25 protein-coding genes are annotated in these 24,108 nt (G+C 66.8%); 13 read left to right on the top strand and 12 right to left on the bottom strand.

Going from position 1 to position 24,108, the window contains the following annotated elements; all coding sequences use genetic code 11:
* Positions 1-88 precede the first annotated feature (88 nt).
* The 4 genes from purS (at position 89) to MUK71_RS00995 (ending at position 4,154) form a co-directional block, all read left to right on the top strand.
* Complete coding sequence (gene purS / locus MUK71_RS01010) at positions 89-343, top strand: phosphoribosylformylglycinamidine synthase subunit PurS (RefSeq protein ID WP_227905872.1); 255 nt, start codon at positions 89-91, stop codon at positions 341-343.
* Complete coding sequence (gene purQ / locus MUK71_RS01005) at positions 343-1,122, top strand: phosphoribosylformylglycinamidine synthase subunit PurQ (protein ID WP_423724638.1); 780 nt, start codon at positions 343-345, stop codon at positions 1,120-1,122. Before purS ends, purQ begins: the two co-directional genes overlap by 1 nt.
* On the top strand, positions 1,119-3,416 hold the full coding sequence (gene purL, locus MUK71_RS01000; protein WP_227929709.1) for a phosphoribosylformylglycinamidine synthase subunit PurL: 2,298 nt from the start codon (positions 1,119-1,121) through the stop codon (positions 3,414-3,416). Before purQ ends, purL begins: the two co-directional genes overlap by 4 nt.
* 201 nt (positions 3,417-3,617) lie before the next feature.
* On the top strand, positions 3,618-4,154 hold the full coding sequence (locus MUK71_RS00995; RefSeq protein WP_227905874.1) for a GNAT family N-acetyltransferase: 537 nt from the start codon (positions 3,618-3,620) through the stop codon (positions 4,152-4,154).
* Here the strand turns inward: MUK71_RS00995 and MUK71_RS00990 are convergent.
* Positions 4,130-4,708 (bottom strand): DUF1990 domain-containing protein, encoded by a 579-nt coding sequence (locus MUK71_RS00990; protein ID WP_227929710.1) that lies wholly within the window; start codon positions 4,706-4,708, stop codon positions 4,130-4,132. The genes MUK71_RS00995 and MUK71_RS00990 overlap by 25 nt on opposite strands.
* Positions 4,705-5,091, bottom strand: a complete 387-nt coding sequence (locus MUK71_RS00985) for an MmcQ/YjbR family DNA-binding protein (RefSeq protein ID WP_227929711.1) — start codon at positions 5,089-5,091, stop codon at positions 4,705-4,707. Before MUK71_RS00985 ends, MUK71_RS00990 begins: the two co-directional genes overlap by 4 nt.
* Positions 5,092-5,206: 115 nt before the next feature.
* On the opposite strand from MUK71_RS00985, the gene MUK71_RS00980 reads away from it, so the two are divergent.
* Positions 5,207-6,040, top strand: coding sequence for a DUF1206 domain-containing protein (locus tag MUK71_RS00980; RefSeq protein WP_227929712.1), 834 nt, complete (start codon positions 5,207-5,209; stop codon positions 6,038-6,040).
* Between the two features lie 18 nt (positions 6,041-6,058).
* Here the strand turns inward: MUK71_RS00980 and MUK71_RS00975 are convergent, their stop codons facing one another.
* Together MUK71_RS00975 and MUK71_RS00970 are read right to left on the bottom strand one after the other, a co-directional pair.
* Entirely contained in the window at positions 6,059-6,499 is a 441-nt protein-coding gene (locus MUK71_RS00975; RefSeq protein WP_227929713.1) for a CoA-binding protein, read from the bottom strand.
* Between the two features lie 53 nt (positions 6,500-6,552).
* A complete protein-coding gene (locus MUK71_RS00970) occupies positions 6,553-7,170 on the bottom strand; it encodes an alpha/beta fold hydrolase (protein ID WP_227929714.1) in 618 nt (205 codons plus the stop codon).
* A gap of 427 nt (positions 7,171-7,597) precedes the next feature.
* Between MUK71_RS00970 and MUK71_RS00965 the strand changes: the two genes are divergently transcribed.
* From MUK71_RS00965 to acs, 4 genes are all read left to right on the top strand, one after another.
* Positions 7,598-8,425 carry an ABC transporter ATP-binding protein gene (locus MUK71_RS00965; RefSeq protein WP_227905882.1) on the top strand — a complete coding sequence of 276 codons (828 nt, stop codon included), beginning with the start codon at positions 7,598-7,600 and terminating at the stop codon, positions 8,423-8,425.
* A gap of 166 nt (positions 8,426-8,591) precedes the next feature.
* Entirely contained in the window at positions 8,592-9,677 is a 1,086-nt protein-coding gene (locus MUK71_RS00960; RefSeq protein WP_227929715.1) for an aliphatic sulfonate ABC transporter substrate-binding protein, read from the top strand.
* Positions 9,674-10,501 (top strand): ABC transporter permease, encoded by an 828-nt coding sequence (locus tag MUK71_RS00955; RefSeq protein WP_227929716.1) that lies wholly within the window; start codon positions 9,674-9,676, stop codon positions 10,499-10,501. Before MUK71_RS00960 ends, MUK71_RS00955 begins: the two co-directional genes overlap by 4 nt.
* On the top strand, positions 10,492-12,495 hold the full coding sequence (gene acs, locus MUK71_RS00950) for an acetate--CoA ligase (protein ID WP_227929717.1): 2,004 nt from the start codon (positions 10,492-10,494) through the stop codon (positions 12,493-12,495). Before MUK71_RS00955 ends, acs begins: the two co-directional genes overlap by 10 nt.
* Here the strand turns inward: acs and MUK71_RS00945 are convergent.
* Positions 12,479-12,787 (bottom strand): hypothetical protein, encoded by a 309-nt coding sequence (locus tag MUK71_RS00945; RefSeq protein ID WP_227905891.1) that lies wholly within the window; start codon positions 12,785-12,787, stop codon positions 12,479-12,481. The genes acs and MUK71_RS00945 overlap by 17 nt on opposite strands.
* A 95-nt stretch (positions 12,788-12,882) precedes the next feature.
* Between MUK71_RS00945 and MUK71_RS00940 the strand changes: the two genes are divergently transcribed.
* The gene (locus tag MUK71_RS00940) at positions 12,883-14,220 is read left to right on the top strand and encodes an O-acetylhomoserine aminocarboxypropyltransferase/cysteine synthase family protein (protein ID WP_227905893.1); all 1,338 of its coding nucleotides are present in this window, start codon (positions 12,883-12,885) and stop codon (positions 14,218-14,220) included.
* Positions 14,210-14,716: a CoA-binding protein gene (locus MUK71_RS00935; RefSeq protein ID WP_227929718.1), complete on the top strand. Its 507-nt coding sequence runs from the start codon at positions 14,210-14,212 to the stop codon at positions 14,714-14,716. The genes MUK71_RS00940 and MUK71_RS00935 overlap by 11 nt, the downstream gene beginning before the upstream one ends.
* On the opposite strand, the gene MUK71_RS00930 is transcribed toward MUK71_RS00935, so the two are convergent.
* From MUK71_RS00930 to MUK71_RS00915, 4 genes are all read right to left on the bottom strand, one after another.
* Positions 14,713-15,513: a hypothetical protein gene (locus tag MUK71_RS00930; protein ID WP_227929719.1), complete on the bottom strand. Its 801-nt coding sequence runs from the start codon at positions 15,511-15,513 to the stop codon at positions 14,713-14,715. The two genes, MUK71_RS00935 and MUK71_RS00930, sit on opposite strands and share 4 nt — an antisense overlap.
* On the bottom strand, positions 15,497-16,057 hold the full coding sequence (locus MUK71_RS00925; RefSeq protein ID WP_227929720.1) for an RNA polymerase sigma factor: 561 nt from the start codon (positions 16,055-16,057) through the stop codon (positions 15,497-15,499). Before MUK71_RS00925 ends, MUK71_RS00930 begins: the two co-directional genes overlap by 17 nt.
* A gap of 194 nt (positions 16,058-16,251) precedes the next feature.
* Complete coding sequence (locus MUK71_RS00920; protein ID WP_227905903.1) at positions 16,252-17,058, bottom strand: carbon-nitrogen hydrolase family protein; 807 nt, start codon at positions 17,056-17,058, stop codon at positions 16,252-16,254.
* Positions 17,059-17,097: 39 nt separating this feature from the next.
* On the bottom strand, positions 17,098-18,216 hold the full coding sequence (locus MUK71_RS00915; RefSeq protein ID WP_227929721.1) for an NAD(P)-dependent alcohol dehydrogenase: 1,119 nt from the start codon (positions 18,214-18,216) through the stop codon (positions 17,098-17,100).
* A 110-nt stretch (positions 18,217-18,326) separates the two neighbouring features.
* Here MUK71_RS00915 and MUK71_RS00910 point away from each other — a divergent pair, with 110 nt between their 5' ends.
* Positions 18,327-19,322, top strand: a complete 996-nt coding sequence (locus MUK71_RS00910; protein ID WP_227929722.1) for a DUF2804 domain-containing protein — start codon at positions 18,327-18,329, stop codon at positions 19,320-19,322.
* A gap of 10 nt (positions 19,323-19,332) precedes the next feature.
* Here MUK71_RS00910 and MUK71_RS00905 read toward each other — a convergent pair whose 3' ends face one another.
* Entirely contained in the window at positions 19,333-20,808 is a 1,476-nt protein-coding gene (locus tag MUK71_RS00905; RefSeq protein ID WP_227929723.1) for a tetratricopeptide repeat protein, read from the bottom strand.
* A complete protein-coding gene (locus tag MUK71_RS00900) occupies positions 20,805-22,106 on the bottom strand; it encodes an ATP-binding protein (RefSeq protein WP_227929724.1) in 1,302 nt (433 codons plus the stop codon). The genes MUK71_RS00905 and MUK71_RS00900 overlap by 4 nt, the downstream gene beginning before the upstream one ends.
* Positions 22,107-22,239: 133 nt before the next feature.
* Here MUK71_RS00900 and MUK71_RS00895 point away from each other — a divergent pair, with 133 nt between their 5' ends.
* Entirely contained in the window at positions 22,240-22,623 is a 384-nt protein-coding gene (locus tag MUK71_RS00895) for a VOC family protein (RefSeq protein WP_227929725.1), read from the top strand.
* Positions 22,624-22,687: 64 nt separating this feature from the next.
* Here MUK71_RS00895 and MUK71_RS00890 read toward each other — a convergent pair whose 3' ends face one another.
* A complete protein-coding gene (locus MUK71_RS00890; protein ID WP_227905912.1) occupies positions 22,688-23,977 on the bottom strand; it encodes an adenylosuccinate synthase in 1,290 nt (429 codons plus the stop codon).
* Between the last annotated feature and the right edge of the window lie 131 nt (positions 23,978-24,108).

The following is a 24,108-nucleotide window of genomic DNA, read 5'->3' as shown; positions in this document are numbered from 1 at the left end:
AGAATGGGCAGTGCAAGCTCGCGGAGCGCTGAATCAGCGTGAGACGGCAGGGTCCGCGGCCACCCATTTCACTCACAGGAGTTGCCGGATGCCCCGGATCGTTGTTGATGTCATGCCCAAACCTGAAATCCTGGATCCGCAGGGCAAAGCCATTGCCGGGGCTCTCCCCCGGTTGGGGCTGAGCGGATTTACCGGTGTCCGCCAGGGCAAGCGCTTTGAGCTGACCGTGGACGGTGACGTCACTGAGGAAGTCCTGGAACAGGCCCGCACGGCCGCGGCCACCCTGCTGTCCAACCCGGTGATTGAGGACGTCACCCGCGTCGAAGTTATCCCGGAGGCCTGATCTTGAGCACTCCCCTGATCGGCGACTTTTCCGCCGCTCCCGAAGACGCCGCCCTGAGGGCGGTCCGGATTGGTGTTATCACCTTCCCCGGCACCTTGGATGACCGCGACGCCGCCCGCGCCGTGACCATCGCCGGAGGCACCGCCGTCGGCCTCTGGCATGCCGAGGCAAACCTGCATGACGTGGATGCCGTGATTGTTCCCGGCGGGTTCTCCTACGGAGATTACCTGCGCGCCGGAGCCATCTCACGCTTTGCTCCGGTCATGGAAAAAGTAGTGGACGCCGCGGCTGGCGGGATGCCCGTGCTGGGCATCTGCAACGGTTTCCAGATCCTCACCGAGGCACACCTGCTGCCCGGCTCCATGATCAAGAACAACCATTTGAAGTTCTCCTGCGCGGACCAGCTCCTGCGGGTGGAGAACAACAGCACCGCCTGGACCTCCGGGTACGAGCAGGGTGCAGGCATGGTCATTCCGCTGAAGAACCAGGACGGCCAGTACGTCGCGGATGAAAAAACACTGGACGAGCTCGAAGGTGAAGGCCGTGTGGTCTTCCGCTATGACGGGGAAAACCCCAACGGCTCCCGCCGCGGCATTGCCGGCATTACCAATGCGGCAGGCAACGTGGTGGGCCTGATGCCCCACCCCGAGCACGCCGTGGAACCGGGCTTCGGTCCGGATTCCTCCGCCTACGGGCAGGTCGGGCTGGGCTACGGCACCGACGGGCTCCGCATCTTCAGCTCAGTTCTCAACACGCTCGTTGCCGGAGGCAAGTCATGACCGTTTCCCCTGCCGCGCAGAAGTTCAACATCGACACCGTCGAGCACGCCGCCGCCACCCCGGATACCGAGCTGCCCTGGGCCGAACTCGGCCTGAAGGAAGACGAATTCCGCAGGGTCGTGGAGATCCTGGGCCGCCGCCCCACCGCCGCGGAACTGGCCATGTACTCGGTCATGTGGTCCGAGCACTGCTCCTACAAGTCCTCCAAGGTGCACCTGAAGCAGTTCGGGGACAAGGTCACCGAGAAGATGAAGGAACACCTCCTGGTGGGCATCGGCGAGAACGCCGGCGTGGTGGACATCGGCGAGGGCTGGGCCGTGACCTTTAAGGTCGAGTCCCACAACCACCCGTCCTTCGTGGAGCCCTACCAGGGCGCCGCCACCGGCGTCGGCGGCATTGTCCGCGACATTATCTCCATGGGCGCCCGTCCGGTGGCCGTGATGGATCCGCTGCGCTTCGGTGCCATCGACCACCCCGACACCGCCCGCCTGGTGCACGGCATCGTCTCCGGCATCGGCGGCTACGGCAACTCCCTGGGCCTGCCGAACATCGGCGGTGAACTGGTCTTCGATTCCGTGTACCAGGGCAACCCGCTGGTCAACGCGCTGGCCGTGGGCGTCCTGCGGCACGAGGACATCCGGCTGGCCAACGCCTCCGGCGCCGGCAACAAGGTGGTGCTCTTTGGTGCGCGCACCGGCGGCGACGGGATTGGCGGTGCCTCGGTGCTTGCCTCGGAATCCTTCGACGCGGACAAGCCCTCCAAGCGTCCCGCCGTACAGGTGGGCGATCCGTTTGCCGAAAAGGTACTCATTGAGTGCTGCCTGGAACTGTTCAAGGCCTCCGTGGTGGAGGGCATCCAGGACCTGGGCGCGGCCGGCATTTCCTGCGCGACGTCGGAGCTGGCCTCCAACGGCGACGGCGGCATGCACGTGGAACTGACCAACGTGCTGCTGCGTGACCCGTCCCTGACCCCCGGGGAAATCCTGATGTCCGAGTCCCAGGAACGCATGATGGCCGTGGTCACTCCGGAGAACGTTGAGGCGTTCGAGGCAATCATGGACAAGTGGAACGTCGAGTACTCCTGGCTGGGTGAGGTCACCGGCACCGGCCGCCTGATCATTGACTGGGACGGCGAGACCATTGTCGACGTCGATCCGCGCACCGTGGCCCACGAGGGCCCCGTCTATGAGCGGCCAATGTCCCGTCCGGCCGTACAGGACAGCATCCAGGGGTCCTCCTTCGACGGGGAGCGGCCCATTGGCAGCGCCGCCATCAGGGACGCCATCCTGGAACTGATGGCCTCCCCCAACATGTGCGACAAGTCCTGGGTGACCAACCAGTACGACCGCTATGTCCAGGGCAACACCGCCCTGGCCATGCCGGATGACGCCGGCGTGATCCGCGTGGATGAAACCACCGGTCTGGGCGTGGCCATTTCCACCGATGCCAACGGCCGCTACTCCTACCTGAACCCCTACGAGGGCGCTAAGCTGGCCCTGGCGGAGTCCTACCGCAACGTAGCCACCTCCGGCGCCACCCCGCTGGCCGTCACCGACTGCCTGAACTTCGGCTCCCCCGAGGATCCCGAAGTGATGTGGCAGTTCGCCGAGTCCGTCCGCGGACTGGCCGACGGTTGCCGCGAACTCGGCGTCCCGGTCACCGGCGGCAACGTTTCGCTCTACAACCAGACCGGCGGCGTCGCCATCCATCCCACCCCCGTGGTGGGCGTGCTGGGCGTGTTCGACGACGTTGCCCGGCGCACGCCGTCGGGCTGGCGCGAGGACGGCCAGGCCATCTACCTGATGGGTGTGACCCGTGACGAGCTGGACGGTTCCGAATACGCGAACCTGCGCGGACACCTGGGCGGCCAGCCGCCGAAGGTGGACCTGCAGGCGGAGAAGCTGCTCGGCGAACTGCTGGTCAACGCCTCCCGCGACGGCATGATCGACGCCGCGCACGACCTTTCCGAAGGCGGCCTGGCAGCGGCGCTGTCCGAGATGGCACTGCGCTTCGGCGTCGGCGCACGGATAGGCCTGGATGAGGTCTGCGAGCGGGACGGCGTGGACCTGTTCACCCTGCTGTTCTCCGAATCCCAGGCCCGTGCCGTGGTTTCCGTGGCCCGCAGCGAAGAAGTCCGGTTCAAGGACATGTGTTCCGCCCGCGGCTTCGCCCACAGCCGGATTGGCGTGGTGGATACCGAGATTGGCGCACTGGACTTCCAGAGCCGGTTCTCCGTGCCGCTGAACGAGCTGAAGGCGGCCCACGAAGGCACCCTGCCGCGGCACTTCGGCTAAGCAGAACGGCAGAGCGGCACAGGCCCGGCGGGATTCTTCCGCCGGGCCTGTGCCGGTCCAGCGGCCGTGTAGGGTCACGAGTCATGGTGACAGCTAAGAAAAAACCCCGGGCTGCGGAAACAACCTCCGGAGCGGCGCGCCGGAGGGGCGTCTCCGGTCACTAAATACGGCAAATCGGGGAAGAAGAGGCAATATTAGCTCGTGAGCACAATCCCCGAGAACCTTGCAGCCAATGCAGGCATTCCCACTCAGCGGCTGCTGCTGGACCTCATGTCCGTGGCCGAGGTGGATGCCCTCATCATTCAGAAACGGCTGCCGGACTGGGCCGAGGACTTCCCCCAGCCCGCTGATTACGACGCCGCGCGCCGGTTTTTCGAGGCGGGGCTGCTTTCCCCCGCAGCTGCCGCCTTCGGCACACGGATGATCCGCGAACGGGCCACCTCCCTGGTGGTGGGCACCATCGGTTTCGAAGGCATTCCCGTTGAACACGCGGTGGAAATCAGTTACAGCGTGGCGCCCTCCAGCCGGCGGCAGGGCTATGCGTCGGAGGCGTTGATTGCCCTGTCCCGGTTTGCCTTGGCGCAGCCGGGGGTCGAGGAAGCCATTGCGTACACCGATCCGGGCAACACCGCCTCCAACTCGGTGCTGCTGACCGCCGGGTTCCTGCCGGAAGAAGAAGGCGACATTGCCCTGAAGTTCACGCTCCGGCGTGATCAGCTGCCGGAAGCGAGCCGGTAGGCCGAGGCGAAATACCGGTTGGTGTAGAACGCCTGCACGCGCACATTGACCCGGTCCGCGGCGGCAATGATGCGGTTGGCGGGCGTGCTGTAGGCAGCCACGCGGAAATAAAGCCTGCCGTCCTCATCCAGCTCGGCGTAAAACCCTTCCTCGCCACGTTCCGGATGCCCGGGCAAGGTGCCGTACCCAAACCCCGCGCGCTGGCCGGAGACCGGCTCCCCGCCGTCGTCGAGCAGCGCTTCCGTAGCCCACAGCACCCGGCACGGCGCGTAATAACGCACCCGCCAGACTCCGACACCGGAGGCCATCTCCACCCCGGGGGCGGCCCGGGGCGTACCGGGACGGACGAACAGTCCCGCTCCGCGGTGCAGATCCCAGTCCAGCAGGCCCTCCGTCAGGCGAAGGAACCCGGCGCGCGGGTCCGGCACCTCGAGCTCCTCCTTGCGCAGCACCAGCCGGTACCCGGCGGGCCACCGGTCAGTCATCGGCACCGGGTATGGCCGCTCGGTACTTCCCGTGTCCGGGTAGGTCAATGCACGCCGGGCCCCGCTCATCCGTCCGCCAGCCCCTTCCAGCGCAGTGATTCCCGGTCCTTTCGCGGCAGCGATGCCACCACCAGGTCATAGGAATCCTCCACCATGTCCGCCACCATTCCCTCAGGGAGCCCGGCGGCAACCTCCACTTGGTTCCAGTGCGTTTTATTCATATGCCAGGCCCCGCTGATTTCCGGATGCGCGGCACGCAGTTGGACCGCCAGCTCCGGTTCACATTTCAAACTGATCATCAGGGGCTCGGCTGCCAGCGCTGCCAGCGCGAACATCTTGGCCCGGCCTCCCGCAGCCCGCACCTTGAACACGGACGATTCCGGTCCGAAGGGAAAGTCCTCATACGTCCCCGGCAGCGCCAGGCACAGCCGGCGCAGGGCCTCTGCATCCATGCCTGAAGCCTATCCCCGCTTTCGGTGCTTCGGCACTGCCTGCTGATTTGGATGGCAGGATGGAGTAAGAGGTATGCCAGCCGGCGTGCCGGAGACCAAGCAGAGGATGGACGGTTTGGAGCACAGGAACCGCAGTGATAATTCCGTGGCGGAGACAGCCGGGCGCGCAGCGGACTCCAGGACCTTCGAACGGGTTGCCCGCCTGGGGTATGTAGCCAGCGGTATTGTCCACGTGGTCATCGGCGTCATTGCCCTGCAGATCGATTCCGGCGGATCCGGCAATGCCGACACCAACGGCGCCGTGGCAGCCTTGGCCGAGCAGCCCGGCGGGGCGCTGCTGCTCTGGTTCTGCTTCATCGGCTGCTACGCCCTGGCCCTGTTCCAGCTCTCCCGCATCTTCCTGGCCGGACGGCGGCTCAAGGACAAGGAGCTGTGGAAGGACCGGGCCAGCAATGCCGGCCAGGCCATTGTCTATGGAGCCATCGGCACCATCTTTGCCAGCTTCGCCCTGGGACGCGGCAGCGATAACGGCAGCTCATCCTCGGTCAGTTGGACGGCCCGCCTCCTCGCCGTCCCTGCCGGCCAGTGGATCCTCGCGATCGCGGGCCTCGTGCTGGTGGGTGTGGGCGGCTATTTCATCTTCAAGGGTGTGACACGCCGGTTCCGCCGGGAACTGACGGGCATCCCCGGTTCGGTGTGGCGCCGGGCAGTGGACGTCACCGGCGTGGCCGGTTTTACCGCCAAGGGAATATCCCTCGCCGTGCTGGGTGTGCTGCTGACCCTGGCGGCGGTCAACGCGGATCCCGAACAGTCCACCGGACTCGACGGCGCGCTGCATACCCTGCGGGACCAGCCCTTCGGGGTGGTGGCCCTGGCCGCGGTAGGCATCGGATTGATGCTCTACGGCCTGTACATCGGCATTATCCGGGCCCGGTTCGCCAAGCTGTAGGCCTGCCGGCAGGATGGCTCAGAGTCCGAACCGCGGGGCCTCGATCACCGGGCAGGTGTCCATCACAACGTCGAGTCCCGCGGCCCTGGCCCGTGCCGCTGCCTCTTCATCCACCACGCCGAGCTGCAGCCACACCGCCTTCGCGCCCACCTCGATGGCCTGGTCCACAATGTCGCCTACACGCTCCGAATTCACGAAGCAGTCCACAACGTCAATGCTGCCCGGGATCTCGCTGAGCTTTTTGTAGCCCTTGTTGCCGTGCACGTCGTCTCCCTTCAGGCTTACGGGAATGATTTCCATCCCCAGATGGTCCTGGATGTAGCGGGAAACGCCGACGGCGGTGCGCATCGGGTTGTTGGACAGGCCCACCACGGCCCAGCGGCCGGGGGTGGCCATCAGCCTGCGGATGACCTCGGGATCATTGGCGTGCGCGGTAGCGGTGCCGTTGGAGTCTGACATCTGCCGTCCTTATGGGAAGCCGGGATGGGGGCTCCAGCTTACCCGGGCGTGCGTCACTGAAGGAAAGACTCAATGGCCTCGGTCAGCGCCGAATCGGGCAACCCGCTCGTGTCCGTCTCCAGCAGCCGGAATTCACCTTCGTCCAGCGCATCGGCGGCCCGCCGGGCAAGGTCCTGGGTTTCCCCGCCGCTGGCACTGCCGGCCAGGATCAGCACCGGAACGTTCACCCCGCCCAGTCCCTCAATCTCGCTTTGCAGCACCAGCAGCTCATCCTCCCCGTCGCCCGGGGAGAGGGTGGGCTCGAGCGCCACTACACGGCTCACCACCGTGGATTCCTCCGCCGCCCGCAAGGCCAGGAAGGCGCCGTCGTAAAACCCGTAGAGGTCCGTGGCCCCGCCTGCCACCTGCAATACGGCCAGGAGGTCATCGACGTCGGACTCCGCAGTGTATTCCTCGCCAATCCCGCTTTCCCCGATCCCCCTGCGGTCATAGGTATACACGGTGTGGGTTTTTGAAAGAGCGTCCGCCAAAGCCGCCGTGGCCCGGCTGCTCCGGTGTGCCAGCAGCGGTCCCACGATGGCCAGCGGCGGTCCGCTGCCCTGCCGCGACCACGCGATGGTTGTGCCGTCAGCGGATAGAACCGTTCCCGATGCGTTCGCTGCTTGTTCCATGGCTGCTCCTGCTCGTTGATCCAGGCTCGTTTAACCGAAGGCTCGTTGATTTCCGCAAAGAGACCGGCCGCGAAGAACGGGAATGGGCTCCGGCTGGCCTCTTCCAACCTTGGAGCCGGTGGCGCGTCAGGTCAATGCTCCGGGGTGTTCATGGCGGGGGCGGGCACCAAGAGCGTCCGCGTGAACATTTCCTTCTGTGAATCGGCTGCAGGGCCGGGACTTGTCCGATCCGTAAATCCGGCGTTTAGTAGTCCTTGACCATCCCGAGCGGCTGAGAGACCTGGATCGATGAAGCCGCAGCAACCCTGGTTGCCGTATTTCCTCCTTGAAGTACGGCAATAACGAGGCTGGTGTCGCAGGAAGCCGTTACCCCGGCTCAGGACACCTTCCGTAGGGTGCTACTGCCAGGACCGATGGAGTGTTTTCTATGACAGCAGTGTTGTCTCCTTCCACGACCGCGTCCGGCACCGGTACGGCAGCGCCGGCCGATCCCGCCCTGCCGGTCACCTTCGACGCCCTGGGCCGCAGTTTCGGCACCGGAGCAAATGAACACGTAGTGCTCCGCGACGTCACCTTTGAGGTCAAACCCGGAGAGGTCCTGGCCATTCTGGGCTCCAGCGGCTGCGGAAAATCCACGCTGCTGCGTGCCGCCGCCGGCCTGGACCGCCCCACCGCAGGTGACGTCCTGATTGACGGCCGGCCGGTCCGCGGCATCGATGAGCGGTGTGCCTTCGCCTTCCAGGAGCCGCGGCTGCTGCCCTGGCAGACCCTGCAGGCGAACATCGCCATCGGACTGCCCAAGTCCGCGAGCGCCAGCCGGGGAAAGGCCAAGGTAGCCGAACTGCTGGACCTGGTGGGTCTGGCTGCGTTTGCCAAGCACCAGCCCCGGGCAGTGTCCGGCGGCATGGCCCAGCGCGCGTCGCTGGCCCGCGCCCTGGCCCGCGAACCGGGTGTGCTGCTCCTGGACGAGCCTTTCGGCGCCCTCGATGCACTGACCCGGCTGAAGATGCAGGATCTGCTCCTCGCCGTGCACGAGGCAGCCCCGGCCACGGTGCTGCTGGTGACCCACGACGTTGATGAGGCCCTGCAGCTCGCGGACCGGATCATCGTCCTGGGCAGGGAACCCGGACAACCGGGTGCCACCATCACCAACGTGGTCACCGTTCCCGGTTCCCGACCGCGTGACCGTGCCTCGGCGGAGCTGGCCCGAATGCGCGGCGAGTTATTGGCCTTGCTCGGCGTCGACCGCCACTAGGCCTTCCTTTCACTCCGCAGGCACCCCTTTCCGGGCACTGCCTGACCCATCCCTTCCCGCTCCGGGGAGAGCTTCCCCTGTTTTGCCCCGATCCGGCCGCGCCCCTGGCGCCTGCGCCTGGCCCCGGCTTCCCCTTTTCCAGCCTGACCCTTTCAAAGGAACCATCATGACTGCCCCTGCACCCCGTACCCGACCGGCCTTCCTGCCCTTCCCCCGCTCCGTCCGCGGACGCACAGCACGTACGTTCGCCGGTCTGGCCGCGGTGGCCGGTTTGGCCCTCACCGGCTGCGTCGCCGGCGAGGACACTGCCGGCGCTGCCGCCGTCAAGGACGCCGACGGCGGCACCCTCACCCTGGATTTCGCCACCTACAACCCGCTCAGCCTGATCATCAAGGACCAGGGCTGGCTGGAGGAGGCACTGGCGGAGGACGGGGTCACCGTGGAATGGGTCCAGTCCGCCGGCTCCAACAAGGCCAACGAAAACCTGCGCTCCGGTGCCATCGACATCGGATCCACCGCAGGGTCCGCTGCCCTGCTCAACCGCGCCAACGGCTCCCCGATCAAAGTCATTGACGTGTTCTCCCAGCCGGAATGGGCAGCCCTGGTAGTGGGCCCGGACTCGGACATCACCTCCGTGGCAGACCTGGCCGGAAAATCAGTGGCTGCGACCAAGGGCACCGACCCGTACTTCTTCCTGGTCCAGGCCCTCGAGGAAGCCGGACTCAGCCTCTCCGACGTGACGGTGGAACAGCTGCAGCACGCCGATGGCCGCACCGCCCTGGAAAACGGTTCCGTGGACGCCTGGATCGGGCTGGATCCGATCATGGCCGGCGCCGAGCAGAACGGCGCCAAACTCGCCTACCGCAACCTGGACTTCAACACCTACGGACTCCTTGCCGCCAATGAATCCTTCCTCGCCGAGGAACCGGAACAGGCCCAGGCCGTGGTCAACGCCTATGCCAAGGCCCGGGCCTGGGCAGCCGATAACCAGGAGGAGACCGCGCAGATCCTGGCCGACGTCGCCGGACTTGATCCCGCCGTCGCCAGCACGGTCATCCTGGAGCGAAGCAACCTGGATACGGATCCCGCCCCGGGCGAAGCCCAGCGCAAGGTCCTGGAGAAGATCGGACCCACGCTTGTGGAAACCGGAGACGTGGCCGGCCAGGATCAGATCGATGCGGCCCTGGACTCCCTGCTGGAGGACAGCTACGTCCGCAACGCTGATCCGGACTCGCTGGGAGCCTCGTCATGAGCAGCGTCCTTCCCCGTGCAACACGGACCAACGAAACCACCCCTGTGACCAAGGCCCGGGGATCCCTGCTGGAGAACCGGTTCACCCGGCTGGGTCTGGGCCTGGTGGTCCCTGCCCTGATCCTGGCCGCCTGGCAGCTCACTACCGCCGCCGGGGTGTTCAGCCCCGTCCAGCTGCCCTCACCGGCAGCGGTCTACAGCGCCGCGGCGGATCTGGTGGAGCGCGGCCAGCTGGGCACCCACATTGCCATTTCCACTCAGCGGGTACTGACCGGGTTTGCGCTCGGGGCAGCCCTGGGACTGCTCCTCGGCGCACTGTTGGGGCTGTCCCGGCTGGCCGATGCCCTGCTCGGGCCGGCCGTCGGTGCGCTGCGCGCGGTGCCCTCACTGGCCTGGGTGCCGCTGCTGATCCTGTGGATGAAGATCGGTGAGGATTCGAAGGTCACACTGATCACCATCGGTGCCTTCTTCCCCGTCTTCACCACCGTGGCCCTGGCGCTGCGGCATGTGGACCGGAACCTGGTGGAGGCCGCCCGGGCCTTCGGCCTGCGCGGGGTGAAGCTGCTGACCACCGTTCAGCTGCCCGCCGTGGTTCCGGCCGTGTTCTCCGGTCTGCGGCTCGCCCTGGCGCAGGCCTGGCTGTTCCTGGTGGCGGCGGAACTGATTGCTTCCTCCATGGGGCTGGGCTTCCTGCTGACGGACTCCCAGAACAACGGCCGGACGGACCGCATGTTCCTGGCCATCATCCTGCTGGCCGTCATCGGCAAGACCACCGACGCCGTCCTGGGTATCGCCGAAAAGCAGGCGGTGAAGAAATGGGCGTAGTCACGGATCTGGAAGCCGGACACCGGCGCGTGACGGAGGACGTTGCGGAGCCCGCCACGGAAGCCGAACGCATCGCCTTCTGGGAAGCGGCTGCCCGCACGCTTCAGTGGGAGCAGCCGTGGCAGCGCGCACATACCTTCCGGAAACCTGAGCGCATCAGCGGGCCGGAGGTTCCCGAGGAGGACGCCGAGTACACCGTCCCGTCCATTGAATGGTTTGCCGGCGGCCGGTTGAACGCCGCGGTGAACTGCGTGGACCGCCATGTGGCCGCCGGACGCGGTGACACCGTTGCCCTGCACTTCGAGGGCGAACCCGGAGACCGCCGCACCGTCACCTACGCGCAGCTGCAGCAGGAGGTCTGCCGGGCGGCCAACGCCCTGCAGTCCCTCGGGATTGAGGCCGGGGACCGGGTGGTGATCTACCTGCCGGTGCTGGTGGAAACCATCGTCATCACCCTGGCCTGCGCCCGGATCGGCGCCGTGCATTCCCTGGTATTCGGCGGTTTCTCCGCTGAAGCGCTGAAATTCCGGGTGGAGGACACCGGCGCCAAGCTGCTGGTCACCACGGACGGACAGTTCCGCCGCGGCGCGGCCGTACCGGTGAAGGACAATGCCGACGCCGCCGTGGCCGGGACCAACAACATTGAGCACGTGCTGGTCATCCGGCGTACCGGATCGGAGATCAGCTGGGTGCCCGGGCGTGACGTGTGGTGGCACGAGAGCGTGGAGACGGCGTCGGAGACCCATCAGGCACAGTCCTTCGACGCCGAAACGCCGCTGTTCATCATGTACACCTCCGGAACCACCGGCCGGCCCAAGGGACTGGTCCACACCACCGGCGGCTACCTGACGCAGGCGGCCTGGAGTTACGAATACCTTTTTGCCAACCCGGATCCCCGGCAGCGGGCTGCGGACGTGCACTGGTGCACCGCGGACCTGGCCTGGGTCACCGCACACACTTATGAGATGTACGGGCCGCTGGCCAACGGTGCCACGCAGGTGATTTTCGAGGGCACACCGGACACCCCGCACCCGGGCCGGCACCTGGAAATCATCGAACGCTACCGGGTCACCAGCTACTACACCGCCCCCACCCTGGTCCGGGCGCTGATGGGCTGGTTCCCTGACGGCGTGCCGCAGGACTATGACCTCTCCTCGATCCGGCTGCTGGGCACCGTGGGCGAGGCAGTGAACCCCGAGGCGTGGCGCTGGCTGCGCGACCAGTTCGGCCGCGGCGAAGTGCCGGTCCTGGATACCTGGTGGCAGTCCGAGACCGGCGCCACCATCCTCTCCCCGCGCCCTACGGACACCACCTTCAAGCCCGGCTGCGCGGCCAGGGCACTGCCCGGGGTCTCCACCCGGATTGTGGACGACGCCGGGAATCCGGTGCCGGCAGACACCCAGGGCTTCATTGTGGTGGACCGGTCCGGGCCGGGCATGGCCCGCACCGTCTGGGGCAACCCGCAGCGCTACCTGGAGTCCTACTGGCGGCAGTATGCACGGCAGGGATGGTTCCTGGCCGGCGACGGCGCGCGGTATGACGACGACGGCGACACCTGGATCCTGGGCCGGGTGGATGACGTGCTGAACGTCTCCGGACACCGGCTCTCCACCATCGAAATTGAATCAGCCCTGGTCTCCCACCCCTGGGTGGTGGAGGCCGGCGTCTGCCCGGTGGCCGATGCCCGGACCGGGCACGCCGTCGCCGCGTTCGTGGTGCTCACCGCTGCGGCGGACCCGGACCGCGTCCGCGAGGAACTGCGGGCACACGTCACCCGGGAGATCGGCCCGATCGCCCGGCCATCCGCCGTCGTCGTGGTTCCGGACGTTCCCAAAACCCGGTCCGGAAAGATCCTGCGCCGGCTGCTCACCCAGCTGTTCGAGGGACGTCCGCTCGGGGATACGAGCAGCCTGCAGAATGAACCCTGCATCCCCCGGATTGCCGCGGTCTGCGCCGCCCGGCGGGCAGACAGGGAGGCTAATGCTTGCGCGTAAGGGTCACCCGGTCCAGCACCACGGACCCGCCCATGTTCTGCTGCACCTGGACAAATTCGGTGTGCGAAACCTCCAGGATGAACCGGTTGGTCCGGAACGGCAGCAGCTCCTCATGCCGGCCGTCCATGATCTCCAGGAACATCGTCTCGGCCTCCCGCCGCGGCATGGGCTCCGTGAAGGACACCCGGTGCGCTGCCGAAGCTTCCTTGTAGCCCGTCTCCACCACAATCACGTACTCGTCCACGCCGGCCTCCCTGAACGCCGTCAGTCCGTGTCCTGTCTCTGACCTCACTCCGCCTACCGCCACCTAAACCCATACCGGGGCCAAACCGCAACGCCGCAAGGCCTGATTCCCCCGGCCCCACCCCAGGAAGGAGCACTCAGCCAATGAGTGACCACCAGTTCGGTTTCCGTACCCGCGCCCTGCACGCGGGCGGTACCCCCGATGCGCTGCACGGCGCCCGCGCCGTGCCCATCTACCAATCCACCTCCTTTGTCTTCAAGGACACGGCCGACGCCGCGAACCTGTTCTCGCTGCAGAAGTACGGCAACATCTACTCCCGGATCGGCAACCCCACGGTGGCTGCGTTCGAGGAACGCATCGCCTCCCTGGAGGGCGGGATCGGGGCGGTGGCGACGGCGTCGGGCATGTCCGCGGAGTTTGTCACCTTCGCGGCGCTCTGTTCCGCCGGAGACCACATTGTGGCCTCCGCACAGCTCTACGGCGGCACCGTCACCCAGCTGGATGTCACACTGCGCCGGTTCGGCATCGACACCACCTTTGTCCCCGGCACGGATCCGGCGGACTATGCCGCCGCCGTGCAGGAAAACACCAAGGCTGTCTACGCGGAGGTGGTGGCCAACCCCAGCGGTGAGGTGACCGACATTGAAGGGCTGGCGAAGGTGGCGCACGACGCCGGTGTGCCGCTGATTCTGGACGCGACACTGAGCACGCCCTACCTGGTGCAGCCCTTCGCGCACGGTGCGGACATTGTCATCCACTCCGCCACCAAATTCCTGGGCGGGCACGGCACCACCCTGGGCGGCGTCGTCGTCGAAAGCGGGAAATTCAACTGGGGCAACGGGAAGTTCCCGGCCATGACCGAACCGGTGCCCAGCTACGGCAACATCTCCTGGTGGGGGAACTTCGGTGAATACGGGTTCCTGACCAAACTGCGCTCGGAGCAGCTGCGGGACATCGGTCCCAGCCTCAGCGCGACGTCGGCGTTTGCCCTCCTGCAGGGTGTGGAAACCCTGGCACCGCGGATGGACGAGCACCTGGCCAATGCCCGGGCAGTGGCGCAGTGGCTTGAGGCGGATCCGAGGGTGTCCTGGGTCAGCTACGCGGGCCTGCCCTCGCATCCGCACTATGAGAGGGCCCGCAAATACCTGCCCAAGGGCCCCGGATCCGTGTTCAGCTTCGGTGTGGCCGGCGGCCGGGCGGCAGGACAAAAGTTCATTGAGTCCCTGCAGCTGGCATCGCACCTGGCCAATGTGGGAGATTCCCGCACCCTGGTGATCCACCCGGGGTCCACCACGCATCAGCAGCTCTCCCCCGAGCAGCTTGCCGGAGCGGGCGTTCCGGAGGACCTGATCCGGATTTCCGTGGGGCTGGAGGATCTGGCGGACATCCTCTGGGATTTGGACCAGGCCCTGTCCGCCGCCGCAGAACCGGACCTCCCGTCCGCAGCACCGATTCTCGAGGAGAGCACCCATGTCCGCTGAAACTTCTGCCCGCACGGGCACCTGGACGGGGCCGACGGCGCCGGAGCGGCTGGCGCTGCTGCGTTCGGCTGAGTCCATCGCCATTGTCGGCGCCTCGGACAAACCGTCCCGGGCCTCCTACTTCGTGGCCACGTATCTGCTCTCTTCCTCCCGCTACCGCGTCTACTTCGTGAATCCGACGGCGACACAGATCCTGGGCCGGCAGGTTTATGCCTCGCTGGCGGACCTGCCGGAGGCACCGGACATCGTGGATGTTTTCCGCCGCACGGAGGATCTTCCCGGTGTGCTGTCCGAAGCCGTGGCGGTGGGTGCGAAAACCCTATGGCTGCAGCTGGGGTCCTGGCATGAGAAGGTGGCGCGGGAGGCCGAAGCAGCGGGCCTGAACGTGGTGATGGACCGCTGCGTGAAGATTGAACACGCCCGGTTCCACGGCGGACTGAACCTGGCCGGGTTTAATACCGGCGTCATTTCGTCCAAACGCCAGCTGACGGCCTAGCGGTCCCGTCCGGGCCCGCCGTGGCCCGGGTAGGACTGGCCTTGGCCCGGGTGGAACTGGTCGTTTCGGCCGTGCTCCTGTGAGGACTGCCCACGGCCCTTCTCCGGAACCACTGCCCGGTTTTTGGTGTTGGGGACGCCCGAACCCATGGTGTCCCGAAGACCGCCGCCCGATCCCCTGTTGTGACCCGGGATATGGCCGGTTTGGGGGCCGGGGACTGCGACCTTGCCGTTTCCCGGGCCTGTGCCGGGAGCTCCGGGCCGCCCGGGGGCGGGCACCGGTGCCGGTGCGGGTTCAGGCGCTGCGGCGGGTGCGGGGACGGGCGCGGTCACCTCTTCCTCCGGGGCTTCGGCCGCCGGCGCGTCCTCCGCCACCGGCGGCACGGTTGGTTCCGGCAGCGGGGCGGCCGGAACCTGGGCCTCGGCGGCGGACTCGGCTTCGGGCTCCTGCGCTGCCTTCTCCACGGTGGGGACGTCCTGCGGGGTGAACGTGACAGAGGGAAGCGGATCGGCCCGGATCAGGAAATCGGGGTTCGCGGCCACGCCGGTGGCACCGGCGGCCATGGCACCTACCAGGGCCGCGCTGAGGATGATTCCCCGGGTGCGCTTGGACTTGCGTGCCAGCGGCACCGGGGTGCCGGCGAGCAGTCCGCCCAGCTCCCCCGTTGTCTCGGGGGCTTTGCCGTGCGACTCGCTGCGCAGAGCCAGAAGGGCAGCAACCAGCTCGGGGGATTCCTCGATCCCGGCTTCCGCCAGGAGGCCGCGGACATAGAGTTTGTCGTCAGCTTGCCCGCTCATCCGCTGCCTCCTCCTTCCGTTCCAGTCGCTCCTTCAGTGTCCCCAGGGCCCGGCGTTGAAGCTGCTTTACCGCTCCCGGCGTTCGTCCCATGATCTTCGCCGATTCGTCGATGGAAAGATCAGCAACCACGCGCAGCAGGAGGACTTCCTTCTGCTGGGGCGGCAGTCCCTCCAACAGGTAGGCAACACCGGCAGCACCGCCCAGGACGCTGTCCTCAGCGGATTCCGAGGCCCGTGTATCCTCACCCGGGTCAAAAGCAGCCATCCCCGGTTCACGCTCGCGCCGGCGGGTGTCATCCACCATCCGCGCATGCGCCACGGAGAAAGCGAAGGTGCGGGCGCCGCGGAGGCCGCCGTCGAGAGTGTCCAGCTTGGAAAACAGGGTCAGGAAGACTTCCTGGGTCAGCGCTTCCGGATCCTCGCAGCCCTTGGACCGGAGATAGCCGAGGATGCCCGGTGCGAAGTCGTCGTAAATTTCCCGCAGGGCCACCGGTTTCCGGGCGCACGCATCACGGAGCGTTTGCTCGGTAATGGGGGCGGCCACGGCGGATCACTCTCGTAGGGTGCGGGGTGGTCCAAATGCTACCGTGCCCGTGCCTGTAAGCGCATGTGCAACGGCCGCACCGATGCTCGTTGGGGGGATAAGCCTCGGCGCGGCCGTTACAAATAGGTAATCGCCGGCGGGTACGAAAAGGTTACGCACCGGTGAAAAAAACTTTTTCCTGTCTACTGCGGGGCCTAGTGGGCCTCGACAATCCGCGGGTTTTCGGCGAAACGGCGGTTCTTCAGCACCGGCAGGAACTGGCGGACATCGTCAATCCGCCGTCGGGTGACGTCGGCTGTCACCACTGCCTCCCGTTCGTCAGCCAAGCTGGCCTGCGGCACTCCCATGGGGTCCAGGATCGCGGAGTGTCCCACCGTATGCCGGCTTGATGTTCCCGCCGCCGCAACCCAGAGCGTGTTTTCAATTGCCCGGGCCTTGAGCAGGGTTTCCCAATGCTCCACCTTGTGTTCGCCCTTGAACCACGCGGCCGGGACGGCCAGCAGGTCCGCGTCGAGGTCCGCGAGCGCGCGGGCGAGTTCCGGAAAGCGCAGGTCATAGCAGGTCATGACCCCCACCCGCAGGTCCCCTACCTGCATAACCATGACGCCGCCGTCGCCGGGCTTGATCCGGTCCGATTCGGCATAGCTGAACGCGTCATACAGGTGCAGTTTGCGGTATGTGCCGGCGATCCGGCCGGTGGCATCTATCAGGACCAGGGTGTTGTAGGGCCGTTCCTCATCGCTTGACTCGTACCCGCCGGCAATCACCGCGATGCCAAGCTCAGCTGCCAGCAGGGAGAGCTGCTGGACAAAGGTCGACCAGGACGCGGCGACGGCTTCGGCCAGCACACCTTCGACTTTCCCGATGCTGAACATGGATTCCTCGGGAAAAATGATCAGGTCCGAGCCCTCCGCCCGGGCTTTCCCGGCGAGGGTGCGCATGACGTCCAGATTCTCCCGGACGTCCCCTGAGGGGCTGAACTGGCCGACGCTGACTTTCACCGGAGAACCACCTTTGCTAAAGCACGTTTGCTGCCCAGCCTAGCCGAGGTCATCGAAGTGAAGCACAGGTTTCAGGACGCTGCCGCTCTTGGCAGCCGCGGCGGCGTCATTGATGTCCCTGAAGGAGAACCCGGTGATCATCTTCTCCAGCGGGAACCGCCCCTGCTGCACCAGGTCCACCAGTGCCGGCAGGAATAGCTGCGGGTTGGAATCGCCCTCGGTGATACCGAGCACCTGCCGGCCGTTGAGCATGAAGTTCACGTCCAGGCTCATGGTGCTTCCGGCTGCGGGGGCACCGATCAGGCCAAGTTTGCCCAACGGTGCCAGTACCGACGCCGCTGTCTCGGCCACCCGGACGCTGCCGGTGGTTTCCAGGGCATGGGTCACCCCTTCACCGCCGGTCAGTTCCATCAGGGCTTCCACGGCATCGGCAGTACCCGAATTCACCACATCGGTGGCCCCGAGTTCCTTTGCCAGTTCGAGCCGGGAATCCACGAGGTCCATCACCACAATCCGGGTGGCCGGTGACAGGGCAGCGGCCATCACTGCGGCCAGGCCCACGGGGCCGGCGCCGAACACGGCCAGGACGGAGCCCGGTTCGGGCTTAAGCACGTTCAGCACCGCACCGGCACCGGTCTGAATACCGCAGCCCAGCGGTGCCAGCAGGGACAGGTCCGCCGTGGGATCGACCTTGGTGACACCCCGCTCGTCCGCCAGTACCAGGTTGGCGAAGGAGGACTGCGCGAAGAAATGCCCGTGCAGTTCCGCTCCGTTCTCCGTGAGGGTGGAACTGCCGTCTGCGCGTTCTCCTCCCAGCAGGTTCCGCGGCAGGAATTCCACACAGTACGCCGGGTGCCCGCTGCGGCAGTTGCGGCAGATGCCGCAGCTGGTGAAGGTGAGCAGTACGTGGTCCCCGGGCTTGACGGAGGTCACCGCGGCACCGACTGCTTCCACCACGCCGGCACCTTCATGGCCCAGGACGCCGGGCAGCGGGAAGGGAATGTGACCGGCCTGCACACCCAGATCCGTTCCGCAGACTCCGCTGGCAACTACACGGACCAGCACCTCGTCCGGCCGGGGATCGTCCAGGGTTACCTCGGTGAGTTCGAACGGCTGGTTGGTGCCGCGCAGGACGGCGGCGGTGGCGGTGATACCCATGTGCTTTCTCCTTTTCCTGCCGGACAGGGACACCCGTGGCAGCAGCGACGCCATCGCTGAGGTGCAATCCGGCACGGTTCCCACCCTACGCTCCCCTACACTTGGGGCGCATGGATGAAATCACTGCTCCCGTTGATCTCGGCTCCCCTGCCGGAGCCCTGAATCCCGCTGCGGTGGGCTTTGCCCGCAGTGCGCTGCACCGCCCGGTGGTTCCCTCCGGGGCAGCCGGCGGCTGGCGGACCAAACGCTGGGAATACTGGGGCATTGTGACGCCGGACCTGGTGCTGGGCATGACCATCGCACACCTGGACTACGCCTCGACCCTGCAGTTTTATGTGCTGGAGCGCGCAAGCGGGAAGGAAACCAGTGCCGAACCGTTGAAGCTGCTGCCCTCCTTCGCGGATGTCTCCGTCCCTGATGCGCTTCCGCCGCTGACCGCGTTCGGTTCCTTTGGCGGAGCCACCCTCCGCTTCCACGACGCCGACGGCGGCACGCATCTGCACGCCTCCTCCGCACGGATTTCCGCGGACCTGTTCGCTGCTGCTGACGGAGATGTGCTTGGTGTGGTGGTCCCGTGGTCCGAGCGCCGCTACCAGTACACCCTGAAGGACGTGGCACGCCGCGTCTGCGGCAGCGTCACGGTGGACGGCCGGGAATACACGGTGGGCGGCGAGGATTCCTTTGCCGTGCTGGACCGCGGCCGCGGACGCTGGCCGTACTCCCGCCGGTGGAACTGGGGCGTGGGTTCGGGCACGGTGGACGGCACACGGCTGGGACTGCAGTTCGGCGGCAAATGGACCGCCGGCACCCCGGCGACGGAAAACGCGCTCATTGTGGACGGCCGGCTGCACCATTACGACGGCGAACTGGAGTTCGAATACGACCTCACCGATCCGGCGTCGACCTGGCGGGTGCGCGGCCCCTGGATCGATGCGGTGCTGACGCCCTTCCACCGGCGCACCTCGGCAACCAACGCCGTCGTGATCAAGGCGCAGGTCTGGCAGGCCTTTGGCACCTGGGCGGGCACCGCCCGGACGCCGGACGGGACGGAGTATTCACTGGACGGGCTGACCGGCTGGATCGAGGAAGCCCGGAACCGCTGGTAGGCCCGCGGGCCTACGGAACGCTTCCCGCTGCCAGCAGCCAGGTGCCGGCCGCCAGCATCAGTGCCGGAACAAGCAGCACCGCCACCCCCAGCAGCAGGACACGGGGCGGCGGTTTTCCGAGCCTGCCCGGCCGGTCCGTATCACCGGGATGACCTTCCGGCGGAGTCCGGTGGTTTAGGTGGCGGCTGTTCAGGTGGCGGCGCAGCGAGAGTTTCACGACACTGAAATGCACCGCTTCGGCCAGGACGAAGGCCCCGGCGAAGGCACTCGCGGCACCGGCAAACACAGTGTAGGTCTGCTGCAGCAGGGCCAGCAGGCCAAGCAGGGCGCCCAGCACACCAGCCCAGAGGGCCCGGCCCGATCGGTCTCCGGCATACCGGTCCCGGGCGGCCGCGTACTCGGGCGCCGCTTCTTCGGTGAAACCCTCCAAAGCCCGGTAGGCGGCCCGGTGCAGCAGATACCGGGCAGCCAGCACGAGTACCGTTCCACCCATCAGCAGAACCAGGGACCATCGAAGGCCGTCGCCGGCGGCAGCGAGACCGGCACCAAAGCCGGCTGCGAGCACCCATGCCTCCGCAGCGATCAGGGCCGCCACGCCCTTTCGGGCGTCCGGGGATTCCCGCAGCACGTCCCGGAGGAACCCGGCCGGAACGGCGCGGGACAGGCGCCGAAGCAGGAACCGTGCCCGGAGGATCACCGCCAATCCCAGCCAGAGCGCGAGCGCAGCGGCACCGCCCGCCGGGACCTGGGTGATCAGCGGCGCCAGGAAACAAAAGAGAACTCCCTGCAGCCAGGGCAGCAGGGCCAGATGCCGCCCCCGGGCCAGGACTTCCTGCTTCAGCTGGTCCAGGGGCCCGCGGTCCGTCGGGGACGCCGCCAGCATTCCGCTCAGCAGCTCAACCTGGTCCCCCACCACCTCTTCACCGTGGGACACGCGTCCGCTGAGCAGCAGCAGCTGCCGGTTCTGCGGGTCCGCGGCCAGCCCGTCCGCGAGCGCCCGGCGGGCCTGATCATGCTGGCCCATGCTGATCCGGATCTCGGCGAGCAAGGCGAAATTATCCCCTGAGGGCTGCAGGCGGAGGGCTTCCTGCACGCCTTCCAGCGCCTCCACATAGCGGCCCTGCTCGTGGTGCACCAGCGCCAGCCACGCGTGTGTTCCGGCCTGCTGGTCGTCCAGGTCCCGGGCCTGCGCGGCGGCCGTTTCGGCTTCGGTGAACCTGCCCTGCAGCGCCAGTCCGCGGGAGAGGTTGATCAGTGCCGAGGTGCTGAGCGGCTCCAGTTCCAATGCCTCACGGGCTGCGGACTCACCGTCCGTCCCCTCCCCCAGGTTGTTCAGCGTCTGGCTCAGCAGCGTCCAGACATACGGCTCCGCACGGTGGGCGTCCAGGTGTGCCTGAATCAGTTCCAGCGCATCCCGGTGGCGGGCCGCTGCGGTCAGGACCTGCCACCGGGCGCCTATCCGGTCCAGGTCAGCGCCGGTGCTCACAGCATCTGCCTCGCCCGCAGGTACTCGGCGAGGTCGTTATACCTGCCATGCCGGTTGCTGAACTTCACTACGTTGACCGCCGATTCGAGCCACGGCAGGGTGGAGGGCCGCACCTCGGCAAAGGCGAGGTTGATGTGCTCCATGGTGACGGGCCGGATTTCGTTTGCCTCGATGGAGCGCATCATCGCTTTCTCCGCGGCGGTGGTGCACAGGTGGGCAAGGTCGGCGCCGGAGAAACCGTCCGTGCGGCCCACTATTTCCTCCAGGTTGATCCCGGCAAGCGGCCGGTCCTTGAGGTTGTGGTTCAGGATGGCCCGGCGCGCCGCCGGATCCGGCGGAATCACCAATACCGCGCGGTCCAGCCGGCCGGGGCGCATCAGCGCCTCGTCCAGGTCCCAGGGATGGTTGGTGGCGGCCAGCACGTAGAGGCCGTCATTGTCTCCGGACATGGAGTCCAGTTCCAGCAGCAGCTGGTTGACCATCTGGCGCAGCCAGACCGAGCTTCCCACCATGGAACTGCGCTTGAGCCCGATGGCGTCCACCTCGTCAATAAACAGGACGGTCGGCCGGTGTGCACGTGCTGAGTCGAAGATGGCTTTGAGGTTCTTCTCCGTCTGCCCGATCAGCGGGTCAACCACGTCCGTAATGGACACGGACATAAACGCGGCGCCGAGCTCGCCGGCAACGGCGCGGGCAAGGAACGTTTTGCCGCATCCGGGCGGCCCGTACAGCAGCAGTCCGCCGCGCAGGGATTTCCTAAACGTCTTGGCCACGTCGGCGTGCCGCATGGGCACCAGGAAGGATTCGTTGAGCCGCTGCTTGACCGGCTCCAGACCGCCGACGTCGGCCAGTGTCAGGGCCGGCACCTCGGGTTCGGTAATGGCGACCGGCTCGCCGTCCTCGCCCATGCTGATCCGCCCGGGTTCCACGAAGGGCGGGGGCAGGGTGGAATCGATGTCGGATTCTGCCCGTTCCCAGTCGAAATCCGGCCGGTCATCGCTTCCCGCGTCGGGGGCGGGCGTTTCGGGGGCGGGAGCGACGTCGGAAGCAGCGCCGTCGGAGGCAGCGACGTCGGGCACGGTGGAACTCAGTGCGGCAGCGGCCCGGTTGAGCAATGCCAGGGCGGAGGCACTTGCGGGCTCGGAGCCCAGGACGGTGTTGATCTGTCCCAGTGCTTCCACGGCCCGGTTGCCGTCCAGCAGCAGCTGGGCCAGATGCAGCCGCAGCGCCGTGTCCTCCGGGGCTGCCGTGACGGCACGCCGCAGGCTGGCAATGAGTTCTTCACTGATTCCGTCCATGGTCCAAAACTCTAGCCCAGCGGCTGCCATGGCCCGGATGCGCCCGTCCGACGCGAGCGGCGTTTCCATTGACGGTGCCTCCTGCGTGCTGTTAGCTTCGGGCCACCCATCATGCGAAGTCAGGAGCCCCTCCATGAGCAGTGTCATCTCATCCATAGCCCTCGACGCAGCCGATCCCCGGCGGCTGGCGGGGTTTTGGACCCAGGCGCTCGGCTACCGGATCGAGGAAACCAACGACGCCGACGTCATTTCCCTGGTTGGAACGGACGGGGTGGGACCGGACATCGACATCATTCCCGTACCCGAGGGCAAGACCGTCAAGAACCGGCTGCACCTGGACCTGCGTGCCTCCGAGGGCAGCACGCAGGCCCAGGAAGTGGACCGGCTGCTCTCACTCGGTGCGGTCCGTGCCGATGTCGGGCAGGGGTCCGAGGTGGACTGGGTGGTGCTGGCCGATCCGGAGGGCAACGAATTCTGCGTGCTCAGCCGTTCCGCCGAGGAAGCGGCACTGGGGTAACCGTCCGCCCGTTAACGGCGAAAGCCCCGCAGCTTTGCGGGGCTTTCGAACGGAGCGTGCGGACCTAGTCGTTGATCAGGTCCCGCACCACAATGGTCTGGTCCCGGTCCGGGCCCACGCCGATCGCTGAGAACCGGGTGCCGGACATCTTCTCCAGGGCCAGCACATAGTTGCGGGCGTTCTCCGGCAGGTCCTCCAGGGTCTTGGCGCCGGTGATGTCCTCGGTCCAGCCGTCGAAGTATTCGAAGATCGGCTTCGCGTGGTGGAAGTCGGTCTGCGTCATCGGCATCTCGTCGAAGCGCACGCCGTCGACGTCGTAGGCCACGCATACCGGGATCTTTTCGATGCCGGTGAGCACGTCCAGCTTGGTGACGAAGTAGTCCGTGAAACCGTTGACGCGGGACGCGTGGCGGGCCAGCACGGCGTCGTACCAGCCGCAGCGGCGCGGACGGCCGGTGTTGACACCGAATTCGCCGCCGGTCTTCTGCAGGTACAGGCCCATGTCATCGAACAGCTCGGTGGGGAACGGTCCGGCGCCCACACGGGTGGTGTACGCCTTGATGATGCCCACGGAACGGGTGATCCGGGTGGGGCCGATGCCCGAGCCCACGGACGCGCCGCCGGCGGTCGGGTTGGAGGAGGTCACAAACGGGTAGGTGCCGTGGTCCACGTCCAGGAAGGTGGCCTGGCCGCCCTCCATCAGGATGACCTTGCCCTCGTCCAGGGCGGTGTTCAGCTCGTACGTGGAGTCGATGACCATGGGCCGCAGCCGGTCCGCGTAGGAGAGGAAGTACTGCACCATCTCTTCGGCGTCGACGTCGCGGCGGTTGTAGACCTTCAGCAGCAGCTGGTTCTTCTGCTTCAGGGAGCCTTCGACCTTCTGGCGCAGGATGGACTCGTCAAAGATGTCCTGCACGCGGATGCCCAGGCGGGCCACCTTGTCCATGTAGGCCGGGCCGATACCGCGCCCGGTGGTGCCGATGGCACGCTTGCCCAGGAACCGTTCGGTGACCTTGTCCATGACCTGGTGGAACGGTGCCACCAGGTGGGCGTTGGCGGAGATGCGCAGCTTGGAGGTGTCCGCACCGCGGGATTCCAGGCCGTCGATCTCGGTGAAGAGAGCTTCGAGGTTCACCACGCAGCCGTTGCCGATCACGGGAATGGCATTGGGGCTGAGGATGCCCGCAGGCAGCAGCTTAAGTTCGTATTTTTCACCGCCGACGACGACGGTGTGGCCGGCATTGTTGCCGCCGTTGGGCTTGACGACGTAGTCGACGCGGCCGCCGAGCAGGTCGGTGGCCTTACCTTTACCTTCGTCGCCCCACTGGGCGCCGACGATGACTATAGCTGGCATGGGATCCTCCCCCATTAGTTACGGCGGGAACCTGCTTGGTTGCAGATCCGCTACCGTGCATGAGAACGCCCCTGAACTTGCCGGTGCTGCCGTAACGGCCTACCTCAGCGCAAGTTGCGGGGCTCTTACCT

Source organism: Arthrobacter zhangbolii (assembly GCF_022869865.1).
Classification (GTDB): domain Bacteria; phylum Actinomycetota; class Actinomycetes; order Actinomycetales; family Micrococcaceae; genus Arthrobacter_B; species Arthrobacter_B zhangbolii.
This window is presented reverse-complemented; position numbering and strand designations above follow the sequence as displayed.

Excerpts from the sequence above, each read along its gene's own strand:
- purS (WP_227905872.1), top strand. The coding sequence starts at position 89 with ATGCCCCGGATCGTTGTTGATGTCATGCCCAAACCTGAAATCCTGGAT.
- purL (WP_227929709.1), top strand. The coding sequence starts at position 1,119 with ATGACCGTTTCCCCTGCCGCGCAGAAGTTCAACATCGACACCGTCGAG.
- MUK71_RS00990 (WP_227929710.1), bottom strand. The coding sequence starts at position 4,708 with ATGAGCGGGGCCCGGCGTGCATTGACCTACCCGGACACGGGAAGTACC.
- MUK71_RS00985 (WP_227929711.1), bottom strand. The coding sequence starts at position 5,091 with ATGGATGCAGAGGCCCTGCGCCGGCTGTGCCTGGCGCTGCCGGGGACG.
- MUK71_RS00975 (WP_227929713.1), bottom strand. The coding sequence starts at position 6,499 with ATGTCAGACTCCAACGGCACCGCTACCGCGCACGCCAATGATCCCGAG.
- MUK71_RS00970 (WP_227929714.1), bottom strand. The coding sequence starts at position 7,170 with ATGGAACAAGCAGCGAACGCATCGGGAACGGTTCTATCCGCTGACGGC.
- MUK71_RS00965 (WP_227905882.1), top strand. The coding sequence starts at position 7,598 with ATGACAGCAGTGTTGTCTCCTTCCACGACCGCGTCCGGCACCGGTACG.
- MUK71_RS00960 (WP_227929715.1), top strand. The coding sequence starts at position 8,592 with ATGACTGCCCCTGCACCCCGTACCCGACCGGCCTTCCTGCCCTTCCCC.
- MUK71_RS00955 (WP_227929716.1), top strand. The coding sequence starts at position 9,674 with ATGAGCAGCGTCCTTCCCCGTGCAACACGGACCAACGAAACCACCCCT.
- acs (WP_227929717.1), top strand. The coding sequence starts at position 10,492 with ATGGGCGTAGTCACGGATCTGGAAGCCGGACACCGGCGCGTGACGGAG.
- MUK71_RS00940 (WP_227905893.1), top strand. The coding sequence starts at position 12,883 with ATGAGTGACCACCAGTTCGGTTTCCGTACCCGCGCCCTGCACGCGGGC.
- MUK71_RS00935 (WP_227929718.1), top strand. The coding sequence starts at position 14,210 with ATGTCCGCTGAAACTTCTGCCCGCACGGGCACCTGGACGGGGCCGACG.
- MUK71_RS00930 (WP_227929719.1), bottom strand. The coding sequence starts at position 15,513 with ATGAGCGGGCAAGCTGACGACAAACTCTATGTCCGCGGCCTCCTGGCG.
- MUK71_RS00915 (WP_227929721.1), bottom strand. The coding sequence starts at position 18,216 with ATGGGTATCACCGCCACCGCCGCCGTCCTGCGCGGCACCAACCAGCCG.
- MUK71_RS00910 (WP_227929722.1), top strand. The coding sequence starts at position 18,327 with ATGGATGAAATCACTGCTCCCGTTGATCTCGGCTCCCCTGCCGGAGCC.
- MUK71_RS00900 (WP_227929724.1), bottom strand. The coding sequence starts at position 22,106 with ATGGACGGAATCAGTGAAGAACTCATTGCCAGCCTGCGGCGTGCCGTC.
- MUK71_RS00895 (WP_227929725.1), top strand. The coding sequence starts at position 22,240 with ATGAGCAGTGTCATCTCATCCATAGCCCTCGACGCAGCCGATCCCCGG.
- MUK71_RS00890 (WP_227905912.1), bottom strand. The coding sequence starts at position 23,977 with ATGCCAGCTATAGTCATCGTCGGCGCCCAGTGGGGCGACGAAGGTAAA.